Genomic DNA, 17373 nt, shown 5'->3' on the forward strand with positions numbered 1-17373 from the left:
CTCTGCCTTCGCCAATTTCCAACGCTGCAAGAGAGGCGCTGACCATGGGCCTAGCCAATCTCCCCCCTTGAGGGGGAGATGTCCGGCAGGACAGAGGGGGGCGCCACGGAACGCTGACATCTCCAAAATCCCACTCACGGCGCAATGATCGGCGAAGCCGCCAAATCCGGCTGGCGCGCCTCCGCCCCGGCAAACGCACTGCCTTCCTCGAACCAGCTTTTCGGCGCCGGCGCGCCCCACAGCGTCTGGCGCTGCGGGTCCTTGAGGTCCCATTTGATCGGTTCCAGGTCCGGATCGACCGTCTGGTAGTCCGAACAGTAGATCTCGATGCGGTGGTTGTCCGGATCACGGACATAGAGGAAGAAGGCATTGGAAATGCCGTGCCGGCCGGGGCCGCGTTCGATGTTCGGCAGATACCCCGTCGTTGCCATCAGGTCGAGCAGGTCGATGATGTTGAGCGGCGTCGGCACCCAGAAGGCGACATGATGCAGGCGCGGCCCGACGCCGTTGGTGAAGGCGATGTCGTGCACGCCGCCCTTGCGGTGCGTCCACGCCGCCCACAGTCTTCCGCTGCTGGCATCCTCGGTGTATTCGGTGACGCGGAAGCCGAGCTCGTTGTAGAAGGCGACGGACTCGTCGACATTGGGCGAGAAGCAGTTGAAGTGGTCGATGCGCAGCGGCTTGACGCCCTTGTAGAGCGCATATTTCTGGTGGATCGGCGGCAACCTTTCCATCTCAGCGTAGAATTCAAGCGGAATGCCGTGCGGATCGCGGGTACGAAAAGTGCGCGACTGGTAGGGCCGCTCGACCCACTCCACCGCCATGCCCTTGCCCCTGAAGAAGTGCTCGGCTTTGTCGAGATCCTCGTCCGAGAAGACCTTGAAGCCGAGGTCGCGGGCTTCGGCCGTGGCCCCCCTCTTCAGCACGATGCAATGGTGCCCGCGCTCCTCCAGCGCCCTGAGATAGATGGTGTCCGATGTCTCGTCGGTGACCTGCAGGCCGAGCGTGTCGACATAGAAGGCGCGGGATTTGGCGAGGTCGGTGACGGCCAGCTCGACATGGCTGAGGCGCACGATGTTGAAGGCGGGGTAGAGATTGGGCTTGGGCAAGGGCATCTGATTTCCTCCGGTCAGCCGCCGAGTTTCTGGATGGCGTGCGCCGTCGTCGCGAAGGCTACGTTCTTCGTCTCCATGTAGAAATCGAAGGAATGGTCGCCGCCGTCGCGGCCGATGCCGGAATTCTTGACACCGCCGAACGGTGTCGGCAAATGGCGCACATTCTCCGAATTGACCCAGATCATGCCGGCGTCCAGCGCGTCGGTGAAGCGGAAAGCGCGGGTGACGTCAGAGGTCCAGAGATAACCGGTCAGGCCGTATTGCGTGTCGTTGGCCAGCGCCAGCGCTTCGGCCTCGTCCTTGAACGGAATGGCGCTCAGCACCGGCCCGAAAATCTCCTCCTGCGCGATGCGCATGCCGTTGGTCACGTTGGTGAACAGGGTCGGGCCGACATAGCAGCCGCCGCCCGGCCCATCGACCTTGCCGCCGCCGACGGCGAGCGTGGCTCCCTCCGACCTGCCGATGTCGATATAGGACAGCACCTTCTTTTCGTGCACCGGATGGATCAACGGCCCGACCACCGTTTTCGGATCGAGCGGGTGGCCGACGACGATGCGCTTCGCCCTCTCCGCGACTTTGGCGGTGAAGCTCTCATAGACCGAGGCTTCGACCAGTAGCCGCGACGACGAGGTGCAGCGTTCGCCATTCAGCGAATAGATCATGAATACGGCGGCGTCGGCGGCGCGCTCGAGATCGGCGTCGGCAAAGACGATCACCGGGTTCTTGCCGCCAAGCTCGAAATGCACGCGCTTCAGCGTGTCGGCGCCTTGTTTCATGATCATCGAACCGGTGCGGCTTTCGCCGACAAAGCCGATCGCCTTGATGTCGGGATGCTCGGTCAGCGCCTTGCCGGCATCTTCACCAAGACCGTTGACCAGATTCCAGACGCCTTTCGGCAGGCCGGCCGCCTCGGCGATCTCGACCAGCAGGCGGGCTGTCAGCGGTGAGAATTCAGCCGGCTTATGAACCACGGTGCAGCCGGCCGCCAGCGCCGGTGCGATCTTCCAGGTCGACAGCATGAATGGCGTGTTCCATGGAGTGATGATGCCGACCGGGCCAATCGGAACGCGGGTTGTGATGTTGACCTGGCCAGATGTCCGCAGCGTCTCGCCGTCGCGGGCTTCGGGCGCACGGTCGGCGAAGAAGCGGAAATTCTCGGCACCCCGCAGCGCCGCCTTGGCCATGAACTTCAGCGCCTGGCCGGTGTCCATGCATTCGACGAAGGCGATCTCTTCGGCGCGCGCTTCAATCGCGTCGGCGATTTTGTGCAGCAGCTTCTTGCGTGCCTCGCCCGGCATGGCGGCCCAGGCCGGGAACGCCGCCTTCGCCGCCTTGGCGGCGCGGTCGATATCGGCAGCCCCGCCGCGCGCGACGCTTGCCAGCGGCTTCAGGTCCACCGGCGACAACGTTTCGAACGTCGTGCCGTCGAGCGCCGGCACCGCCTCGCCGCCGATCTGGTTCAACACGCCATCGCGCTTGAAGCGGGCCAGATAGGCCTCGGCCTTGTTCAGATTGCCTTGCAGGTCGGACATGTCGGGTTCCGTCACTTGCCGCGCAGCCGCGGGTGGATTGCGTTTTTCTTCCAGCTCAACACCGGGTCGATTTCCCGGATTTCGAGCGACAGGGCGAAATGCGGCGTCTCGAACAGGGTGGCAAGGTATTCGCTCACCGCCGCGAAGACAGCCTCGCCGGTCCGCTTCTTCTCGTCAGGACTGCGGCCGGTGCCGATGCGAAACGACATGTCGAGAAAGGCGTTTTCCGGCAGGCTGTCGGCCATCGCGTAGGCCTCGGCGCGAAAGGCCCGCACCCGCACGGCGCCGGTCTCGAACAGCCCGGTGTCCAGCACGGTGCGCAACACCAGCGCGCACAATTCGCCCATATCGACCTTGGCATCGAGATTGGCCGAATACTCGATGGAGAAGTGAGGCACGGCGCTTCGTTCCCTGGGTTATTGCCTTGTTGTAGTTAACGCGTTAATTACATGCAGCATGCGCGAAGTCAAGTCTTGCATCGGGCTTGGCGCAACGATACGGGATGGCAGGAATGGGCCCCGGCAGGCGGATTCGGCCGAGGGGAGGCCTGTTTCGATCGCAAGCGTGGGAGGCTCTTTTTTGCTGCCTGAAAATACCCGTCGTTCCCTGCCGATGGCGCTGCTTCATGCCCGCGAAGCGGTGATGGCGCGGTTTCGGCCGATGCTTGCGGCGCATGACGTGACCGAACAGCAATGGCGCGTGCTGCGTGTGCTGAGCGAAGCCGGCCCGGTCGAGGCGACGGAACTTGCCGATCGCGCCTCGGTTTTGCCGCCCAGCCTGACACGCATCATCAAGGCGCTCGAGGGACGCAAATTCATCACCCGCAACAAGGCGGAAGGCGACGGCCGCCGCGTCGTGCTGACCATTGCACCCGCCGGTTCCGCCCTGATCGACGCGCTGTCGCCCGAGCGTCGTGTCATTTATGACGATATCGAACAGCGCTTCGGCCACGAGAAGCTTGAGCAGCTTCTTGATCTGCTGGAGAGCCTGATCGACGGCGAGAGTTGAGCCTTTTTGGCAGGCAGATACATAGGCTTGGATATTGGCGAGACCCCATCGCTTCGTCATCCTATGGCGGAGCAAGGAGCGAAGCGACGCGGCGCAGACCATAGGATCCATGCCGGGACTCCTGAGCGTCGCCACGGTGCAGAATTCTGCTCCGCTGCGCCCTACGACTGAGGTCGCGGCATGGATCCTCGGGTCTCCGCGACGGAGCTTCGCTCCTGCTTCTCCCGTGGATGACGAAGTCGGGAAGGCTTCGCCTCCGCGCATAAAATCCTATCAACGCCGTCAATTGCTTCACCCGCCAAAGCTGCCCAGCCGCGTTGGCTGCGTGTAATTGCGGTCGACATAGAGCAGGGCCGAGCCGCCGCTACCGTGTCGGACATCGATGACGCGGCCGATCATGACATTGTGCGTGCCGACGACATGCACAGCCTCGATCTCGCAATCGAAATTGACGATCGCATCCGACAGCGCCGGTGTACCGGAGGTCAGCGTCTGCCAGCGCGCCGAGGAGTAGCGGGCTTCCATATCCCTGGTCGCGCCGGCGAACTTTCCCGCCAGATGCATATGGTCATGCGTCAGCACGTTGACGCAGAAGCGCCGGTTGGACAGGAACATGGCGGCCTGCGTCGAGCGCCCGTTCATGCACACGAGCAGCGTCGGCGGCTCGTCGGAGACGCTGCACATGGCGGTGGCGGTGAAGCCGCCACGCCCGGCCGGCCCATCGGTGGTGACGATGTTGACCGGCGCGCAGACCCTCGCCATGGCGTCGCGGAAATCGGTTTTCGAAATCTGCGTGGCCATCTGATTTCACTCAGCCGTTGAAACAAGCGGATTGAGCCAGGTATCTCCGGTCCAGCCATTCTCGTCATAGTCGGCCATGCAGGTGTCGACCAGTTCCTCCATCGCCTTCAGCCGCCCGCCGCGCTCAGCACCCTTCAGCACCTGCAGCCGCACCTCTTCCGGCGCGCCGGCATAGTTGAGCTCATAGAGCGCGTGGCGACCGCCGAACTCGGTGCCGGTCGCGTCCCACAGCAGCTTCATGATCTTGATGCGTTCGATGTGGCCCATGTCGTTGGAGCCGCGCACATATTGCGCCAGATATTTGTCGATCTCGGGGTTGTTGAAGTCGCGCACCGATGACGGCAGGTAGATCAGCCCCGAGGCGATCACCCGGCGCACGGTGTCGATGACGCGCGGATAGGCTTCCGACATGAAAGTTCGGTAGGCGAGTGCCGCTTCCAGATTGGGCAGCACCGCGCCATTCGCCCACGGGATCGGGTTGTAGGCCATGGCATTGGAAAAGCTCCAGAACATGTGCCTGAGCGCAATGACCTCGCCAAGTGCCGCCCGGTTGCCGCGGAAGGCATCGCCGCCGGTGGCGCGCAGCGCCTTGGCCAGCAGGCCGGCGAGGAAATCGAGCTTGACGGCGAAACGCGTGCAGCCCTGGAAGCAGTAGCCATGCATGAAGCCGGAGGCCGGATGGAAGGACAGGATTTTCTGCGCGTCGCGCAGCACCAGAACGTCCTCCCAGGGGATGAAGACATTGTCGAGCACCAGGATCGCGTCGTTCTCGTCGAAGCGCGACGACAGCGGATAGTCGAAGGGTGCCGCCACGGTGTTGGCCGTCTGCTCGTAGGAGACGCGGCAGAACATCTTTATCCCAGGTGCATTCATCGGCACGATGAACATCACCGACAGCGACGGATCCTCAGTGATCGTCGCCGACCCCTGCGCCAGAAAATTGTAATGGGTCAGCGCCGAGGACGTCGCCACCACCTTGGCGCCGGAGACATAGATGCCGGCATCCGTCTCCCTGGTGATGTGGACGAAGACGTCCTTTACCTGTTCGGCCGGCTTGTGGCGGTCGATCGGCGGGTTGACGATGGCGTGGTTCATGAACAGTGCGGCTTCCTGCGCACGCCTGTGCCAGGACAGCGCATTGTCCTTGAACGGCCCGTACCAGTCGGCATTGGCGCCGAGCGTGTTCATCAGCGCCGCCTTGTAGTCGGGTGTGCGGCCCATCCAGCCATAGGACATGCGCGACCACTCGGCGATTGCCGTCTGCTGGGCGACAAGCTCGGCGGAAGACTTGGCAACGCGGAAATACTTGTGGGTGTAGCCGCCCGAGCCGGTGTCGGTCGGCGAGGTCAGCGTGTCCCGTCGCTTGGCCTCATGCAGCGCGTCGTAGAGGCGTGCCAGCGACCGCGCCGAATTGCGCATCGAAGGGTGCGTGGTGACGTCGGCAATGCGTTCGCCGTTGATATAGACCTCGCGGCCGTCGCGCAGGCTCTCCAGATATTCGGCGCCGGTGAACGGGCGTGTTTTATCAGTGCGGAAGTCTTCTGATCGCATGATGGTCCTCCTCTTAAGCCGCAACACTAGCGCCCTGGGCATCGATCGGTTATGGACGGAACGGCAAAACCGATTGGACTTTTTCCGGCGACATGAGCCAGAATTCCATCCCCGACTTCTTCGTCTATGGCGAGCCGGTGCGGCCGCTCGATGTCGGTTTCCTGCATGTCGAGACCGTGCTTGCGCGCAGCAATATCCATCTTGGTCAGGTGGCAGCGCACAAACATCCGCAGATGGGCCAGATCACCTACTGGACCAGCGGCTCCGGCGCCTATCGCATCGAAGACCAGACCTGGGACTTTTCGGCGCCCGCCGTCAGCTTCGTGCCGAGCACTATCGTGCATGGCTTCTCGATCGGGCCCGGCACCGACGCCATCGTCGTCTCGGTCGCCGACGGCGCGCTCGCCGCAATCGCCGCTCACAGCCTGCTGCCGCTGGACCGGCCGGTCTTTGCCGACGGCCTGCCGCGGCACGCAGCGTGGGCGAGATTGGCGGCGGTGCTGGAGATGATCGCCGCCGAATACGCCGAGGCGCAGGCCGGCAATGACAGGGTACTGCCGGCGCTGATCGCCGTCGCGCTCTCCCACATTGCGCGCCTCAGCCCCGGCGTGACCGCTGCCGCAACCTCTTCCGACGCTTCGCTGGCGCTAGGGCTGCGCCGGCTCGCCGACGCACATTTCCGCGACAACTGGCCTGTCGACCGCTACGTCGAGGCGCTGGCAACGACACCGCATCTTCTCGACAAGGCTGCCCATGCGGTTCTGGGCGCCGGCGTCAAGCGGGTCGTCAGCGAAAGGCGACTGCTGGAGGCCAAGCGGCTGCTGCTGTTCACCGTGCGCACGGTCGAGGACATCGCCTACGAAATCGGCTTTGACGACCCGGCGTATTTTTCACGGTTCTTTCGCGCGCGGGTCGGCGAAGCGCCCGCCGCCTGGCGGCGAAAACAGTTGCAGGGCCATTGATCTGGCCATGATGGATACGGCCCTTGCGGCCCGCATCCAGTTTCGGGCTAGCGCTCCCGGCGCGCGAGCCCGCTTCCCAATCGCCAGCCATGATGCAGCCACTGCCAATTTTTCGTGAAGCTGAACGGGTTGATCCGATCGCCTGTTTGCCTAGGTAGAAAGGGGCGGCGGGCGCCACGCAAATCCGACAATCGGGCAAATCTACAATCGATATGATATTTTCCTGTGTTCGAAAGCTTGCCCTTCCAGTCCTGTTCGTCGCCATCCAGGCTTCCTGCGTCGTTCCCGACGATACGTCGCGTATCGCCAAGGTTGATCCGACGGCGGCGGCTGCCCGCAAGGAGATGGTCGGCCTCAGCGAAGCCGATGTTCGAATGTGCGCCGGGTTTCCGACCGCCACCGCCGACGCCGGCCGATCGGGCCAGATCTGGACCTACAAGCGCATCGTCCAGCGCGGCAATCTCAGCATTGTGGTTCCGACTTTGGCGGTCGGCGCGATCCCGGCGGTCGGCGGCTCCGTCAATGTCGCTCCCGGCGGCTATTGCGACACGCAAATCCGCATGGTCGACGGCCGCGTCGCCGAAGTTGCCTATGCCGGCGACAACAATCTGCCGAACAGGCGCGACGCGCTTTGTGTCAGCACGGTTGACGCCTGTGTGACCTATGCCCGTCAACCGGGTCAGAGGCCGGCGGCCAGATAGCCGGCGGCAGCGAAACGGCGATGACGGTCACGCAAATATCGTTGAGGGCTTGACTGACCCGCCGGACAGAATACGCTAGTGCAAAATACCGGCTCTGATCGCCGGGCGGCAAGAATGCCTCGTATGCCTCGCCCCTCCGGCGCAGGCTGCGGGGCATTGTCATTTTGGGGTCCTGTTTGAAACGGCGCATCAAGATCGGCATCCTGTATTCCCGCTCGGGGAGCTATCAGCTCGTCTCCGATGCGTGCCGGATCGGCGCCATGCGTGCGATTGCCGACATCAACGCCGATCGCAGCTCAGGCATCGAACTGGTGCCGGTCGAGCGCGATCCGCAAAGCAATGCGGACCGCTACGCGACGCTGTGCGAGGATATTTTCAAGACCAGCAGCGCCCGCCATGTCGTCGGCTGCGTCACCTCGTGGAGCCGCAAGGAAACCATTCCGGTGCTCGAGAAGGCGGGCGGCATGCTCTGGTACGCCTGCCCCTATGAGGGCTTCGAGGCCAACGAGCACGTCGTCTACATGCACGCCTGCCCCAACCAGCATCTGGTGCCGTTGATGGCGCATGTCGTGCCGCGTTTCGGCGCCAACGGCTTCCTGCTCGGCTCGAACTACATCTGGGGCTGGGAGATGAACCGCGTCGCGCGCGACCTGATCGCCGATGCGGGCGGCAAGGTGCTGGGCGAACGCTACCTGCGCATCGGCGAGACCGATGTGTCGCGTCTGATTGCGGAGATCCGCGCCACGCGGCCGAACTTCATCCTCAACAATTTGATCGGCACCTCGTCCTACGCCTTCCTCGCGGCCTACCGCGACCTGGGTCACGAGGATGCCGCCTTCAGTCCCGAGACTTGTCCCGTCATCTCCTGCAACCTCACCGAAGGTGAGCTGCCGGCGATTGGTGAATCCGGCAAGGGACATCTGTCGGTCGGGCCGTATTTCGCGCCGCGCCCGGCCGCCTTCGCCTCGTCCTTCGAGGCCTCCGCCTATGCCTCGGTGCAGGTGATGGCCGACGTGCTCTCACGCGATGCCGACGCCGGTCCGGCGGAATTCTCCAAAGCCTTCGCCGAACGGCGCTTCTCCACCCGGCTCGGGCCGATCGCCATCGACGCCCACTCGCAGCACGCGACATTGCCGGTGATCATCGGGCGCATCGCGGATGGCTTCTTCGAGGTCGTCAGCCGCGAAGACGAAGTTGCGCCGGATCCGTATCTGTCGCGCTACGACCCGGCAAAAACATTCGGCCGCCCGCGCCTGAGGGTGGTGTCGTGACGAGAGCCTCACGCATCCCCAATCTCGGCGGCGCCAGGGCGTTTATCCTGCATCGCCCGCATCCGACGGTGCAGGCGATCACCAGGCAATTGTCGGCCATCGGCCTGATCACGCTGGATTGCTGGCCGGAACTGCCGCCCGAGGCGCTGGCCGCCGATTTCGTCTTCTTCGACGCCGATCTCGGCTTTGACGAGCAATTCCCCTGGAAGCCGGGCGAAGCGCCGATGCCGCTGGTGGCGCTGATCGGTTCCGAGGCGCCCGGCCGCATCGAATGGGCGCTGTCGCACAAGGCCGACGCCCAGCTGCTGAAGCCGGTCGGCAATGCCGGCGTCTACAGCGCACTGCTGATCGCAAGGCAAAGTTTCGAGGCGCGCAAGCACCTGGCCAGCGAAATCGCCTCGCTTCGCCAGCGCGTCGCCGAGCGCCAGACCATCGTGCGCGCGGTGACGGCACTCGCGAAAGGCACCGACGACGGCCGCGCCTATGCGCAGCTGCGCTCGCTGGCAATGAGCTGGCAGATCAGCGTCGAGGATGCCGCGCGGCGGATCGTGGCCATGACAAGTGAACAAGCAACGGAAGAAGAAGGCGGCGATGACCAGTCCCATCGCGCCTGATCTCACCGCGCCAGGCCGCATGCCGGTCAAGCCACGCGCCGGCGTCTGGCGCCGGCTGGTCAGGCGCCGTCTGGCGCTGCTTGGGCTGGTGATCGTCGCCATTGTCGTTGCCGGCGCCGTGCTGGCGCCATGGCTGACCGGCTACGACCCCAACGAGCAGATGTTCGACGGCCTGACCATCGAGGGCTCGCCACTGCCGCCGGATGCAAAATTCTGGCTGGGCACTGATCTGCTCGGCCGCGACCTCCTGACCCGCATCCTCTACGGCGCCCGCACCTCGCTGATCATCGGCATCGTCGCCAACGGCGTGGCGCTGTTCATCGGCACGCTGGTCGGTGTTGTCGCCGGTTATTTCCGTGGCTGGATCGGCAGCGCGCTGATGCGTTTCACCGATTTGATGATGGCGTTTCCGGCACTGCTGCTCGCCATTTGCCTGGCGGCGGTGTTCGAGCCCAGCCTGTGGATCGTCGCCATGGTCATCGCCCTGGTCAACTGGGTGCAGACCGCCCGCGTCATCTACACCGAGACCTCATCACTGGCCGAGCGTGAATTCATCGATGCCGAACGCACCATCGGGGCGAGCGCACCGCGCATCCTGTTTCGCCACATTCTGCCGCATCTGCTGCCAACCATCATCGTCTGGGGCACGCTCGGCATCTCGACCACGGTGCTGCTCGAAGCGACGCTTTCCTTCCTTGGCATCGGCGTGCAGCCGCCGACGGCGTCCTGGGGCAACATCATCTTCGAGAACCAGACCTATTTCCAGGCCGCACCCTGGCTGGTGTTCTTCCCCGGTGCCGCGATCCTGGCGCTGGCGCTCGCCTTCAACCTGATCGGCGATGCGCTGCGCGACATTCTCGATCCGACGCAGAGGGGCCGGGCATGATCGCCTATCTCGGCCGCCGCCTCATCCAGTCGCTGCTGATCCTGCTCGGCGTCTCGCTGATCACCTTCGCGCTGCTCTATCTCCTGCCCGCCGATCCGGTGCGCCAGATCGCCGGTCGCAGCGCCACGCCGCAGACGGTCGAGAACATCCGCCAGCAGCTCGGCCTCGACCAACCCTTCATCGTCCAGTACTGGCGCTATCTGGTGAAGCTCGTCAGCGGCGATTTCGGCCGCTCCTACATCCAGCGCTCCGAGGTCACCGAGCTGATCGTCTCGCGGCTGCCGGCCAGCCTGTTGCTGATGGTCGGCGCCATCCTGTGCGAGCTGTTGCTCGGCCTGAGCATGGGCCTGATCGCCGCGGTCAAGCGCGGCACCGGCACCGACCAGACGCTGATGGTCGCCTCCTTCGTCGGCGTCTCGGCGCCGCAATTCGTCGTCGGGCTGCTGCTGCTTTACGTCTTTTCCGTGCGGCTCAGTTGGTTTCCGATCGGCGGCTACGGCACCTGGCGCCATCTCGTGCTGCCGTCCCTGACCATGGGCATACTCGGCGCCGGCTGGTACGCCCGCATGATGCGCTCGTCGATGATCGACGTGCTGCGCCAGGATTATGTCCGCACCGCCCGCGCCAAGGGCCTGGCGCGCGGCACCATTCTGTTCCGCCATGCGCTGCCCAACGCCATCCTGCCGGTCATCGCCATGATCGGCATCGACATCGGCATCTTCATGGGCGGCATCGTCGTCGTTGAAAGCGTGTTCGGCTGGCCCGGCATCGGCCAGCTCGCCTGGCAGGCCATCCAGCGCGTCGACATTCCGATCATCATGGGCGTCACGCTGGTCTCGGCCTTCGCCATCGTGCTCGGCAATCTGTTGGCCGACGTCATCGCGCCCTTCATCGACCCCCGCATCAAGCTCAGATGAAATGAAAACCAAACAGAGAAAGGGAACATAAAAATGAAAAAGTTTCTCGCATCCACGGTAGCGGCATCGGCGCTGGCGCTGATGCTCGGAATGACAAGTGTTCGCGCCGAGGACGCCGTCGATCCGAACGCCAAGCAGGGCGGCGCCATCACCATCACCTACAAGGACGACGTCGCCACGCTCGACCCGGCGATCGGCTATGACTGGCAGAACTGGTCGATGATCAAGAGCCTGTTCGACGGGCTGATGGACTATGAGCCGGGCACCACCAATCTGAAGCCCGACCTCGCCGAAAGCTACGAGATCTCGCCCGACGGCAAGACCTTCACCTTCAAGCTGCGCCATGGCGTGAAATTCCACAATGGCCGCGAAATGACCGCCGACGACGTGAAATATTCGCTCGACCGTGTCACCAATCCGAAGACCCAGAGTCCCGGCGCCGGCTTTTTCGGCTCGATCAAGGGCTATGACGATGTCGCCGCCGGCAAGGCGGAAAGCCTGTCGGGCGTCAGCGTCGTCGATCCCTACACGGTCAAGTTCGAGCTGACCCGGCCCGACGCCACCTTCCTGCATGTCATGGCCATCAACTTCGCCCATGTCGTGCCGAAGGAGGAGGTCGAGAAATATGGCGCCGATTTCGGCAAGCATCCGGTCGGCACCGGCGCCTTCAAGCTCGCCGAGTGGACGCTCGGCCAGCGCATCGTCTTCGAGCGCAATGCTGACTATTGGCACAAGGGCCTGCCACATCTGGACAAGATCACCTTCGAGATCGGCCAGGAGCCGATCGTGGCGCTGCTGCGCTTGCAGAAGGGAGAGATCGACGTGCCCGGCGACGGCATTCCGCCAGCAAAATTCCAGGAGGTGATGGCCGATCCCGAGCAGAAGGCGCGCGTCGTCGAAGGCGGCCAACTGCACACCGGCTATGTCACCATGAACACCACCATGGCGCCGTTCGACAATGTGAAGGTGCGCCAGGCGGTCAACATGGCGATCAGCAAGGCGCGCGTCATCCAGATCATCAACGGCCGCGCCGTGCCGGCCAATCAGCCGCTGCCGCCGTCGATGCCGGGCTATGACAAGGAATACAAGGGTTATCCCTATGACGTCGCCAAGGCCAAGGCCCTGCTTGCCGAGGCCGGCCATCCCGATGGTTTCGAAACCCAGCTGTTCGCCATGAACACCGACCCCAACCCGCGCATCGCCCAGGCGATCCAGCAGGATCTGGCGGCGATTGGCATCAAGGCCAGCATCCAGTCGCTGGCGCAGGCCAATGTGATTGCAGCCGGCGGCGACAAGGCCGGCGCACCGATGATCTGGTCGGGCGGCATGGCCTGGATCGCCGATTTCCCGGATCCGTCGAACTTCTACGGCCCGATCCTCGGCTGCGCCGGTGCAGTGCCCGGCGGCTGGAACTGGTCGTGGTATTGCAACAAGGATCTCGACGCCAAAGCGGCTGAGGCCGACTCGGTGGTCGATCCGGCCAAGGCTGGCGAACGCGACAAGATGTGGAGCGCCATCTATGATAAGGTGATGGAAGACGCGCCCTGGGCGCCGGTCTTCAACGAGCAGCGCTTCACCATGAAATCGGCGCGCATGGGCGGCGCCGACAACCTCTATGTCGACCCGGTCCATATCCCGATCAACTACGACAATGTGTACGTAAAAGATGTGCAATAACTGCGACTACACCATCCACGGGCGCCAACATCATTTCGGCTGGGACAATTCGTTTGCCCCGGCCGAGCGGGTGGCGCCCGGCTCGACCATCGAGTTCCAGTGTCTCGATTCCTCCGGCGGCCAGTTGCAGGCCGACAGCACGGTCGCCGACGTCGCCAAGCTCGACTTCGCCACCGTCAATCCGGTGACCGGGCCGATTTTCGTCGAGGGCGCCGAGCCGGGTGACGCGCTGAAGGTGACGATCGAGATGTTCAAACCGTCCGGCTTCGGCTGGACGGCCAACATTCCGGGCTTTGGGCTGCTCGCCGACGACTTCAAGGAGCCGGCGCTGAACATCTGGAAATACGACGCCGTCTCGCTCGAGCCGGCGCTGTTCGGCAAAAATGCGCGTGTGCCGTTGAAACCCTTCGCCGGCACCATCGGCAACGCTCCGGCGGAAAAGGGCCACCACTCGGTGGTGCCGCCAAGGCGCGTCGGCGGCAATCTCGACATCCGCGATCTCGCCGCCGGCACCACGCTCTATCTGCCGGTGGAAGTGGCGGGCGCGCTGTTTTCGGTCGGCGATACGCACGCCGCGCAAGGCGACGGCGAGGTTTGCGGCACGGCGATCGAAAGCCCGATGGATGTCGTGCTCAAGCTCGACCTGGTCAAGGATGCCAGGTTGAAGACGCCGCGCTTCACCACGCCGGGCCCGGTGACGCGCCATCTCGACGCCAAGGGCTATGAGGTGACGACCGGCGTCGGTCCGGACTTGATGGCGGGCGCCAGGGAAGCGGTCGCGCAGATGGTCGACTTGCTCGCCGGCCGCTACAAGATCGATCCTGTTGAGGCCTACATGCTGGCCTCGGTCTGCGGCGATCTCCGCATCAGCGAGATCGTCGACATGCCGAACTGGGTGGTGTCGTTCTACTTCCCGCGCTGCGTGTTTGAATGAGATTGGGTCAGCGCCAAGACACCCCCCTCTGCCCTGCCGGGCATCTCCCCCTCAAGGGGGGAGATTGGCAGCTTCGCCGTCCTGCTTTCTTTCAAACGTTGGCGATTGGCGAAAGCCAGAGTGAAATCCAATCTCCCCCCTTGAGGGGGAGATGTCCGGCAGGACAGAGGGGGGCGTGCCGGAACAAATCCCTCGCAGTGCTGCGCCTGCGATGACCCGCGAAACAAAACCCATTCTCGACATCGCCAACCTCTGCGTCAGCGTGCGCGGCGAGGATGGCGAGCGCGAGGTCGTCTCCGACCTGTCGCTGACGCTGGCGCGTGGCGAGACGCTCTGCATTGCCGGCGAGTCCGGCTCCGGCAAATCGATGACCGCACTGGCCATCATGCAATTGCTGTCGCAGCCCGCCGCGCGTATTTCCTCCGGCACCGTCCGTCTCGGCGATACAGATCTGACGACTCTCGACGAGCGCCGGATGCGCCGCATTCGCGGCAACCGCATAGCCATGATCTTCCAGGAACCGATGACCTCGCTCAACCCGGTGCTGTCGATCGGCCGGCAACTGACCGAATCCATCGAAGCGCATACCAGCCTGTCACAGGCGCAGGCCCGCCGGCGCGCCATCGAGGCGCTGAAGGCGGTGCGCATTTCGGAGGCCGAAAGCCGGCTAAGGCAGTTTCCGCACGAACTCTCCGGCGGCATGCGCCAGCGCGTGATGATCGCCATGGCGCTGGCGCTCGAACCCGACGTGCTGATCGCCGACGAGCCGACGACGGCGCTCGACGTCACCGTGCAGGGCGAAGTGCTGGAGCTTTTGCGCGACCTGCAGCGCCAGCACGGCACCAGCGTCATCCTGATCACCCACGATATGGGCGTCGTCGCCGAAATGGCCGATCGCGTCATCATCATGCGGCATGGCCGCATGGTCGAAGAGGGAAGAACCGCCGATATTTTTGCCAGGCCGCAGGCCGACTATACGCGCGAGCTGCTCGCCGCCGTGCCGCGCATCGGCAGTGGCGTCGGCCGCCAGGAATCCAGGGATGTCGAGACGGCAACGACACCGGCCAATGTCGCCATGGTCCACGACCTGCATGTCCGCTTCGACCTGCATGGCGGCTTCTTCGGCCGGGTCACCCGCCGCGTTCACGCCGTCGAAGGCGTCAGCTTCTCGATCGCGCCCAACGAGACATTGGCGCTGGTCGGCGAATCCGGCTGCGGCAAGTCGACCACCGCCAAGGCGCTGGCCGGGCTGGTGCCTTACAGCGGTGACATCGTCATTGGCGGTCGCAATCTGTCCGGGCTTGGCCGCGATGAGCGCAAGGCGGTGCGCCGCGACGTGCAGATGATTTTCCAGGACCCCTATGCCTCGTTGGACCCGCGCATGCGTGTAGGTGACCTCGTTGCCGAGCCGCTGCTGATCCACGGCATCGCCTCGAAGCAAGAGCGCAGCGAGCGTGTGGCCTCACTGTTCGAGCGCGTCGGCTTGTCGGCCGATCAGATGGAACTCTATCCGCATGAATTCTCCGGCGGCCAACGCCAGCGCGTCTGTATCGCACGCGCTCTGGCGCTGCGGCCGAAGCTGATCATCGCCGACGAAAGCGTCTCGGCGCTCGACGTCTCGGTGCAGGCGCGTGTGCTCGATCTGTTGAAGGAATTGCAACGCGAATTCGGCGTCGCCTATCTCTTCATCTCGCACGACATGGCGGTGGTCGAGAACATCTCCGACCGCGTCGCCGTCATGTATCTCGGCCAGATCGTCGAAATGGGCACGCGCGACCAGGTCTTTTCCAACCCGCGCCACCCCTACACCAGGCGCCTGATCGAAGCCGTGCCCGTGCCCGATCCAGGCAAGCGCAGAAGCCGCTTCGCCCGCCTCGATCAGGAGATCCCGAGCGCCACCCGCAGGATCGGCGAGGCGCCGTTGAAACTGGCGCTGAGGGATGTCGGCAACGGCCACCTCGTCGCCGCCGAGGGCTGAGGCAAGTACCGCCGCAGGTCGCGGCTCACGTGCTTGTGTTTCTATCTCGGGCTCAAGGCCGGCATTCTGTCCCCAAAGTGGATCGCTTCGATCACGAAATCCGGGACGGCCTCTTGCCCTATGTCCGCTTCTTCCTCATGTTCAATACCATTGCCGATGATCGATCGTAGGGGGCGGCCGGATTCATCGTAATGGGAGGAAGTCAACCATGAAGGTAAGCCTTTTCGTTTCCGCGGCACTTCTCGCCGCATCCGCGATCCCCGCCACTGCCGCCGAAATTTCCGACGGCAAGGTCAAGATCGGCATCCTCAACGACCAATCGGGCGTCTATGCCGATTTCGGCGGCAAGTGGTCGGTCGAGGCGGCCAAGATGGCGGTCGAGGATTTCGGCGGCAAGGTGCAGGGAGCGCCGATAGAAATCATCAGCGCCGACCACCAGAACAAGCCCGATATCGCCTCCAACATCGCCCGGCAGTGGTACGACACCGAACAGGTCGATGCCATCATGGAACTGACGACCTCTTCGGTGGCGCTCGCCGTCCAGGGGATTTCCAAGGAAAAGAAGAAGATCGACATCGTCACCGGCGCGGCGACCACGGAGCTGACCGGCAAACAATGCTCGCCCTATGGCTTCCACTGGGCCTATGACACACATTCGCAAGCGGTGGGCACCGGCGGCTCTCTCGTGCAGCAGGGCGGCGACAGCTGGTTCTTCGTCACCGTCGACTATGCATTCGGCTATTCGCTGAAGGATCAGACCACCAAGTTCGTCGAGAGCCATGGCGGCAAGGTGCTGGGCGAGGTGCGTTATCCCTTGGGGTCAACCGATTATTCGTCCTTCCTGCTGCAGGCGCAATCGTCGGGCGCCAAGGTCATCGGCCTGGCCAATGCCGGCCTCGATACCTCCAACTCGATCAAACAGGCGGCCGAATTCGGCATCGTGCAAGGCGGGCAGCGTCTTGCCGCACTCCTGTTCACGCTGGCCGAGGTGCATGGGCTTGGCCTTCAAGCGGCGCAGGGCGTTGTGCTGACCGAAGGCTATTATTGGGATCGCGATGACAAGAGCCGCGAATTCGGGCAGCGCTTTTTCAAGCGCACCAACCGCATGCCGAACATGATCCAGGCCGCGACCTATTCGGCGGTGACGCAGTATTTGAAGGCGATCGACAAGGCCGGCACGGACGAGACCGAAGCCGTCGCCAAGCAACTGCATTCGATGCCTGTGGACGACGCCGCGATTACCAACGGCAAAGTGCAGGCGGACGGCAACATGGTCCACGACATGTACCTCTATCAGGTCAAGTCGCCAGCCGAGAGCACCAAGGAGTGGGACTACTACAAATATCTCGCCACCATTCCTGGCAACGAGGCCTTCCTGAGCGAAAAGGAAAGCGGCTGTCCGACGGCCGGCCAGTGATCGGCGCGG

General features: G+C 63.8%; 16 protein-coding genes. 11 read left to right on the plus strand and 5 right to left on the minus strand.

The genetic code is table 11. From position 1 onward, the window contains the following. Nucleotides 1-134: 134 nt before the first annotated feature. Genes hpaD through EN943_RS00090 form a run of 3 tightly spaced genes read right to left on the minus strand, consistent with a single transcriptional unit; the run spans nucleotide 135 to nucleotide 3045 of the window. Nucleotides 135-1115: a 3,4-dihydroxyphenylacetate 2,3-dioxygenase gene (gene hpaD / locus EN943_RS00080; protein ID WP_127410998.1), complete on the minus strand. Its 981-nt coding sequence runs from the start codon at nucleotides 1113-1115 to the stop codon at nucleotides 135-137. Between the two features lie 14 nt (nucleotides 1116-1129). Then, a complete protein-coding gene (gene hpaE, locus EN943_RS00085; RefSeq protein WP_127410999.1) occupies nucleotides 1130-2647 on the minus strand; it encodes a 5-carboxymethyl-2-hydroxymuconate semialdehyde dehydrogenase in 1518 nt (505 codons plus the stop codon). Nucleotides 2648-2658: 11 nt separating this feature from the next. Beyond that, nucleotides 2659-3045: a 5-carboxymethyl-2-hydroxymuconate Delta-isomerase gene (locus EN943_RS00090; RefSeq protein ID WP_127411000.1), complete on the minus strand. Its 387-nt coding sequence runs from the start codon at nucleotides 3043-3045 to the stop codon at nucleotides 2659-2661. Nucleotides 3046-3259: 214 nt separating this feature from the next. On the opposite strand from EN943_RS00090, the gene hpaR reads away from it, so the two are divergent. Next, nucleotides 3260-3655: a homoprotocatechuate degradation operon regulator HpaR gene (gene hpaR / locus EN943_RS00095; RefSeq protein ID WP_224620863.1), complete on the plus strand. Its 396-nt coding sequence runs from the start codon at nucleotides 3260-3262 to the stop codon at nucleotides 3653-3655. 291 nt (nucleotides 3656-3946) lie between these two features. On the opposite strand, the gene EN943_RS00105 is transcribed toward hpaR, so the two are convergent. Beyond that, on the minus strand, nucleotides 3947-4456 hold the full coding sequence (locus EN943_RS00105; protein ID WP_127411002.1) for a flavin reductase: 510 nt from the start codon (nucleotides 4454-4456) through the stop codon (nucleotides 3947-3949). 6 nt (nucleotides 4457-4462) lie between these two features. Further along, nucleotides 4463-6007, minus strand: coding sequence for a 4-hydroxyphenylacetate 3-hydroxylase N-terminal domain-containing protein (locus tag EN943_RS00110; RefSeq protein WP_127411003.1), 1545 nt, complete (start codon nucleotides 6005-6007; stop codon nucleotides 4463-4465). 92 nt (nucleotides 6008-6099) lie between these two features. Here EN943_RS00110 and EN943_RS00115 point away from each other — a divergent pair, with 92 nt between their 5' ends. From EN943_RS00115 to EN943_RS00165, 10 genes are all read left to right on the plus strand, one after another. After that, nucleotides 6100-6969, plus strand: coding sequence for a helix-turn-helix domain-containing protein (locus EN943_RS00115; RefSeq protein ID WP_127411004.1), 870 nt, complete (start codon nucleotides 6100-6102; stop codon nucleotides 6967-6969). A 212-nt stretch (nucleotides 6970-7181) separates the two neighbouring features. Beyond that, nucleotides 7182-7670 (plus strand): hypothetical protein, encoded by a 489-nt coding sequence (locus EN943_RS00120; RefSeq protein ID WP_127411005.1) that lies wholly within the window; start codon nucleotides 7182-7184, stop codon nucleotides 7668-7670. Nucleotides 7671-7846: 176 nt separating this feature from the next. Further along, a complete protein-coding gene (locus EN943_RS00125) occupies nucleotides 7847-8941 on the plus strand; it encodes a transporter substrate-binding protein (RefSeq protein WP_127411006.1) in 1095 nt (364 codons plus the stop codon). Continuing rightward, entirely contained in the window at nucleotides 8938-9555 is a 618-nt protein-coding gene (locus tag EN943_RS00130; protein ID WP_127411007.1) for an ANTAR domain-containing protein, read from the plus strand. The genes EN943_RS00125 and EN943_RS00130 overlap by 4 nt, the downstream gene beginning before the upstream one ends. Before the next feature lie 19 nt (nucleotides 9556-9574). After that, complete coding sequence (locus EN943_RS00135) at nucleotides 9575-10441, plus strand: ABC transporter permease (protein ID WP_128278528.1); 867 nt, start codon at nucleotides 9575-9577, stop codon at nucleotides 10439-10441. Then, on the plus strand, nucleotides 10438-11358 hold the full coding sequence (locus tag EN943_RS00140; RefSeq protein WP_127411008.1) for an ABC transporter permease: 921 nt from the start codon (nucleotides 10438-10440) through the stop codon (nucleotides 11356-11358). Before EN943_RS00135 ends, EN943_RS00140 begins: the two co-directional genes overlap by 4 nt. A gap of 33 nt (nucleotides 11359-11391) precedes the next feature. Further along, entirely contained in the window at nucleotides 11392-13035 is a 1644-nt protein-coding gene (locus tag EN943_RS00145; RefSeq protein WP_127411009.1) for an ABC transporter substrate-binding protein, read from the plus strand. Further along, complete coding sequence (locus EN943_RS00150; RefSeq protein ID WP_127411010.1) at nucleotides 13025-13969, plus strand: acetamidase/formamidase family protein; 945 nt, start codon at nucleotides 13025-13027, stop codon at nucleotides 13967-13969. The genes EN943_RS00145 and EN943_RS00150 overlap by 11 nt, the downstream gene beginning before the upstream one ends. A 211-nt stretch (nucleotides 13970-14180) precedes the next feature. Next, a complete protein-coding gene (locus EN943_RS00160) occupies nucleotides 14181-15947 on the plus strand; it encodes an ABC transporter ATP-binding protein (protein ID WP_127411012.1) in 1767 nt (588 codons plus the stop codon). 208 nt (nucleotides 15948-16155) lie between these two features. Next, the gene (locus EN943_RS00165) at nucleotides 16156-17364 is read left to right on the plus strand and encodes an ABC transporter substrate-binding protein (protein ID WP_127411013.1); all 1209 of its coding nucleotides are present in this window, start codon (nucleotides 16156-16158) and stop codon (nucleotides 17362-17364) included. Nucleotides 17365-17373 lie beyond the last annotated feature (9 nt).

This window comes from Mesorhizobium sp. M7A.F.Ca.US.006.01.1.1, assembly GCF_003997935.1.
Lineage (GTDB): Bacteria > Pseudomonadota > Alphaproteobacteria > Rhizobiales > Rhizobiaceae > Mesorhizobium.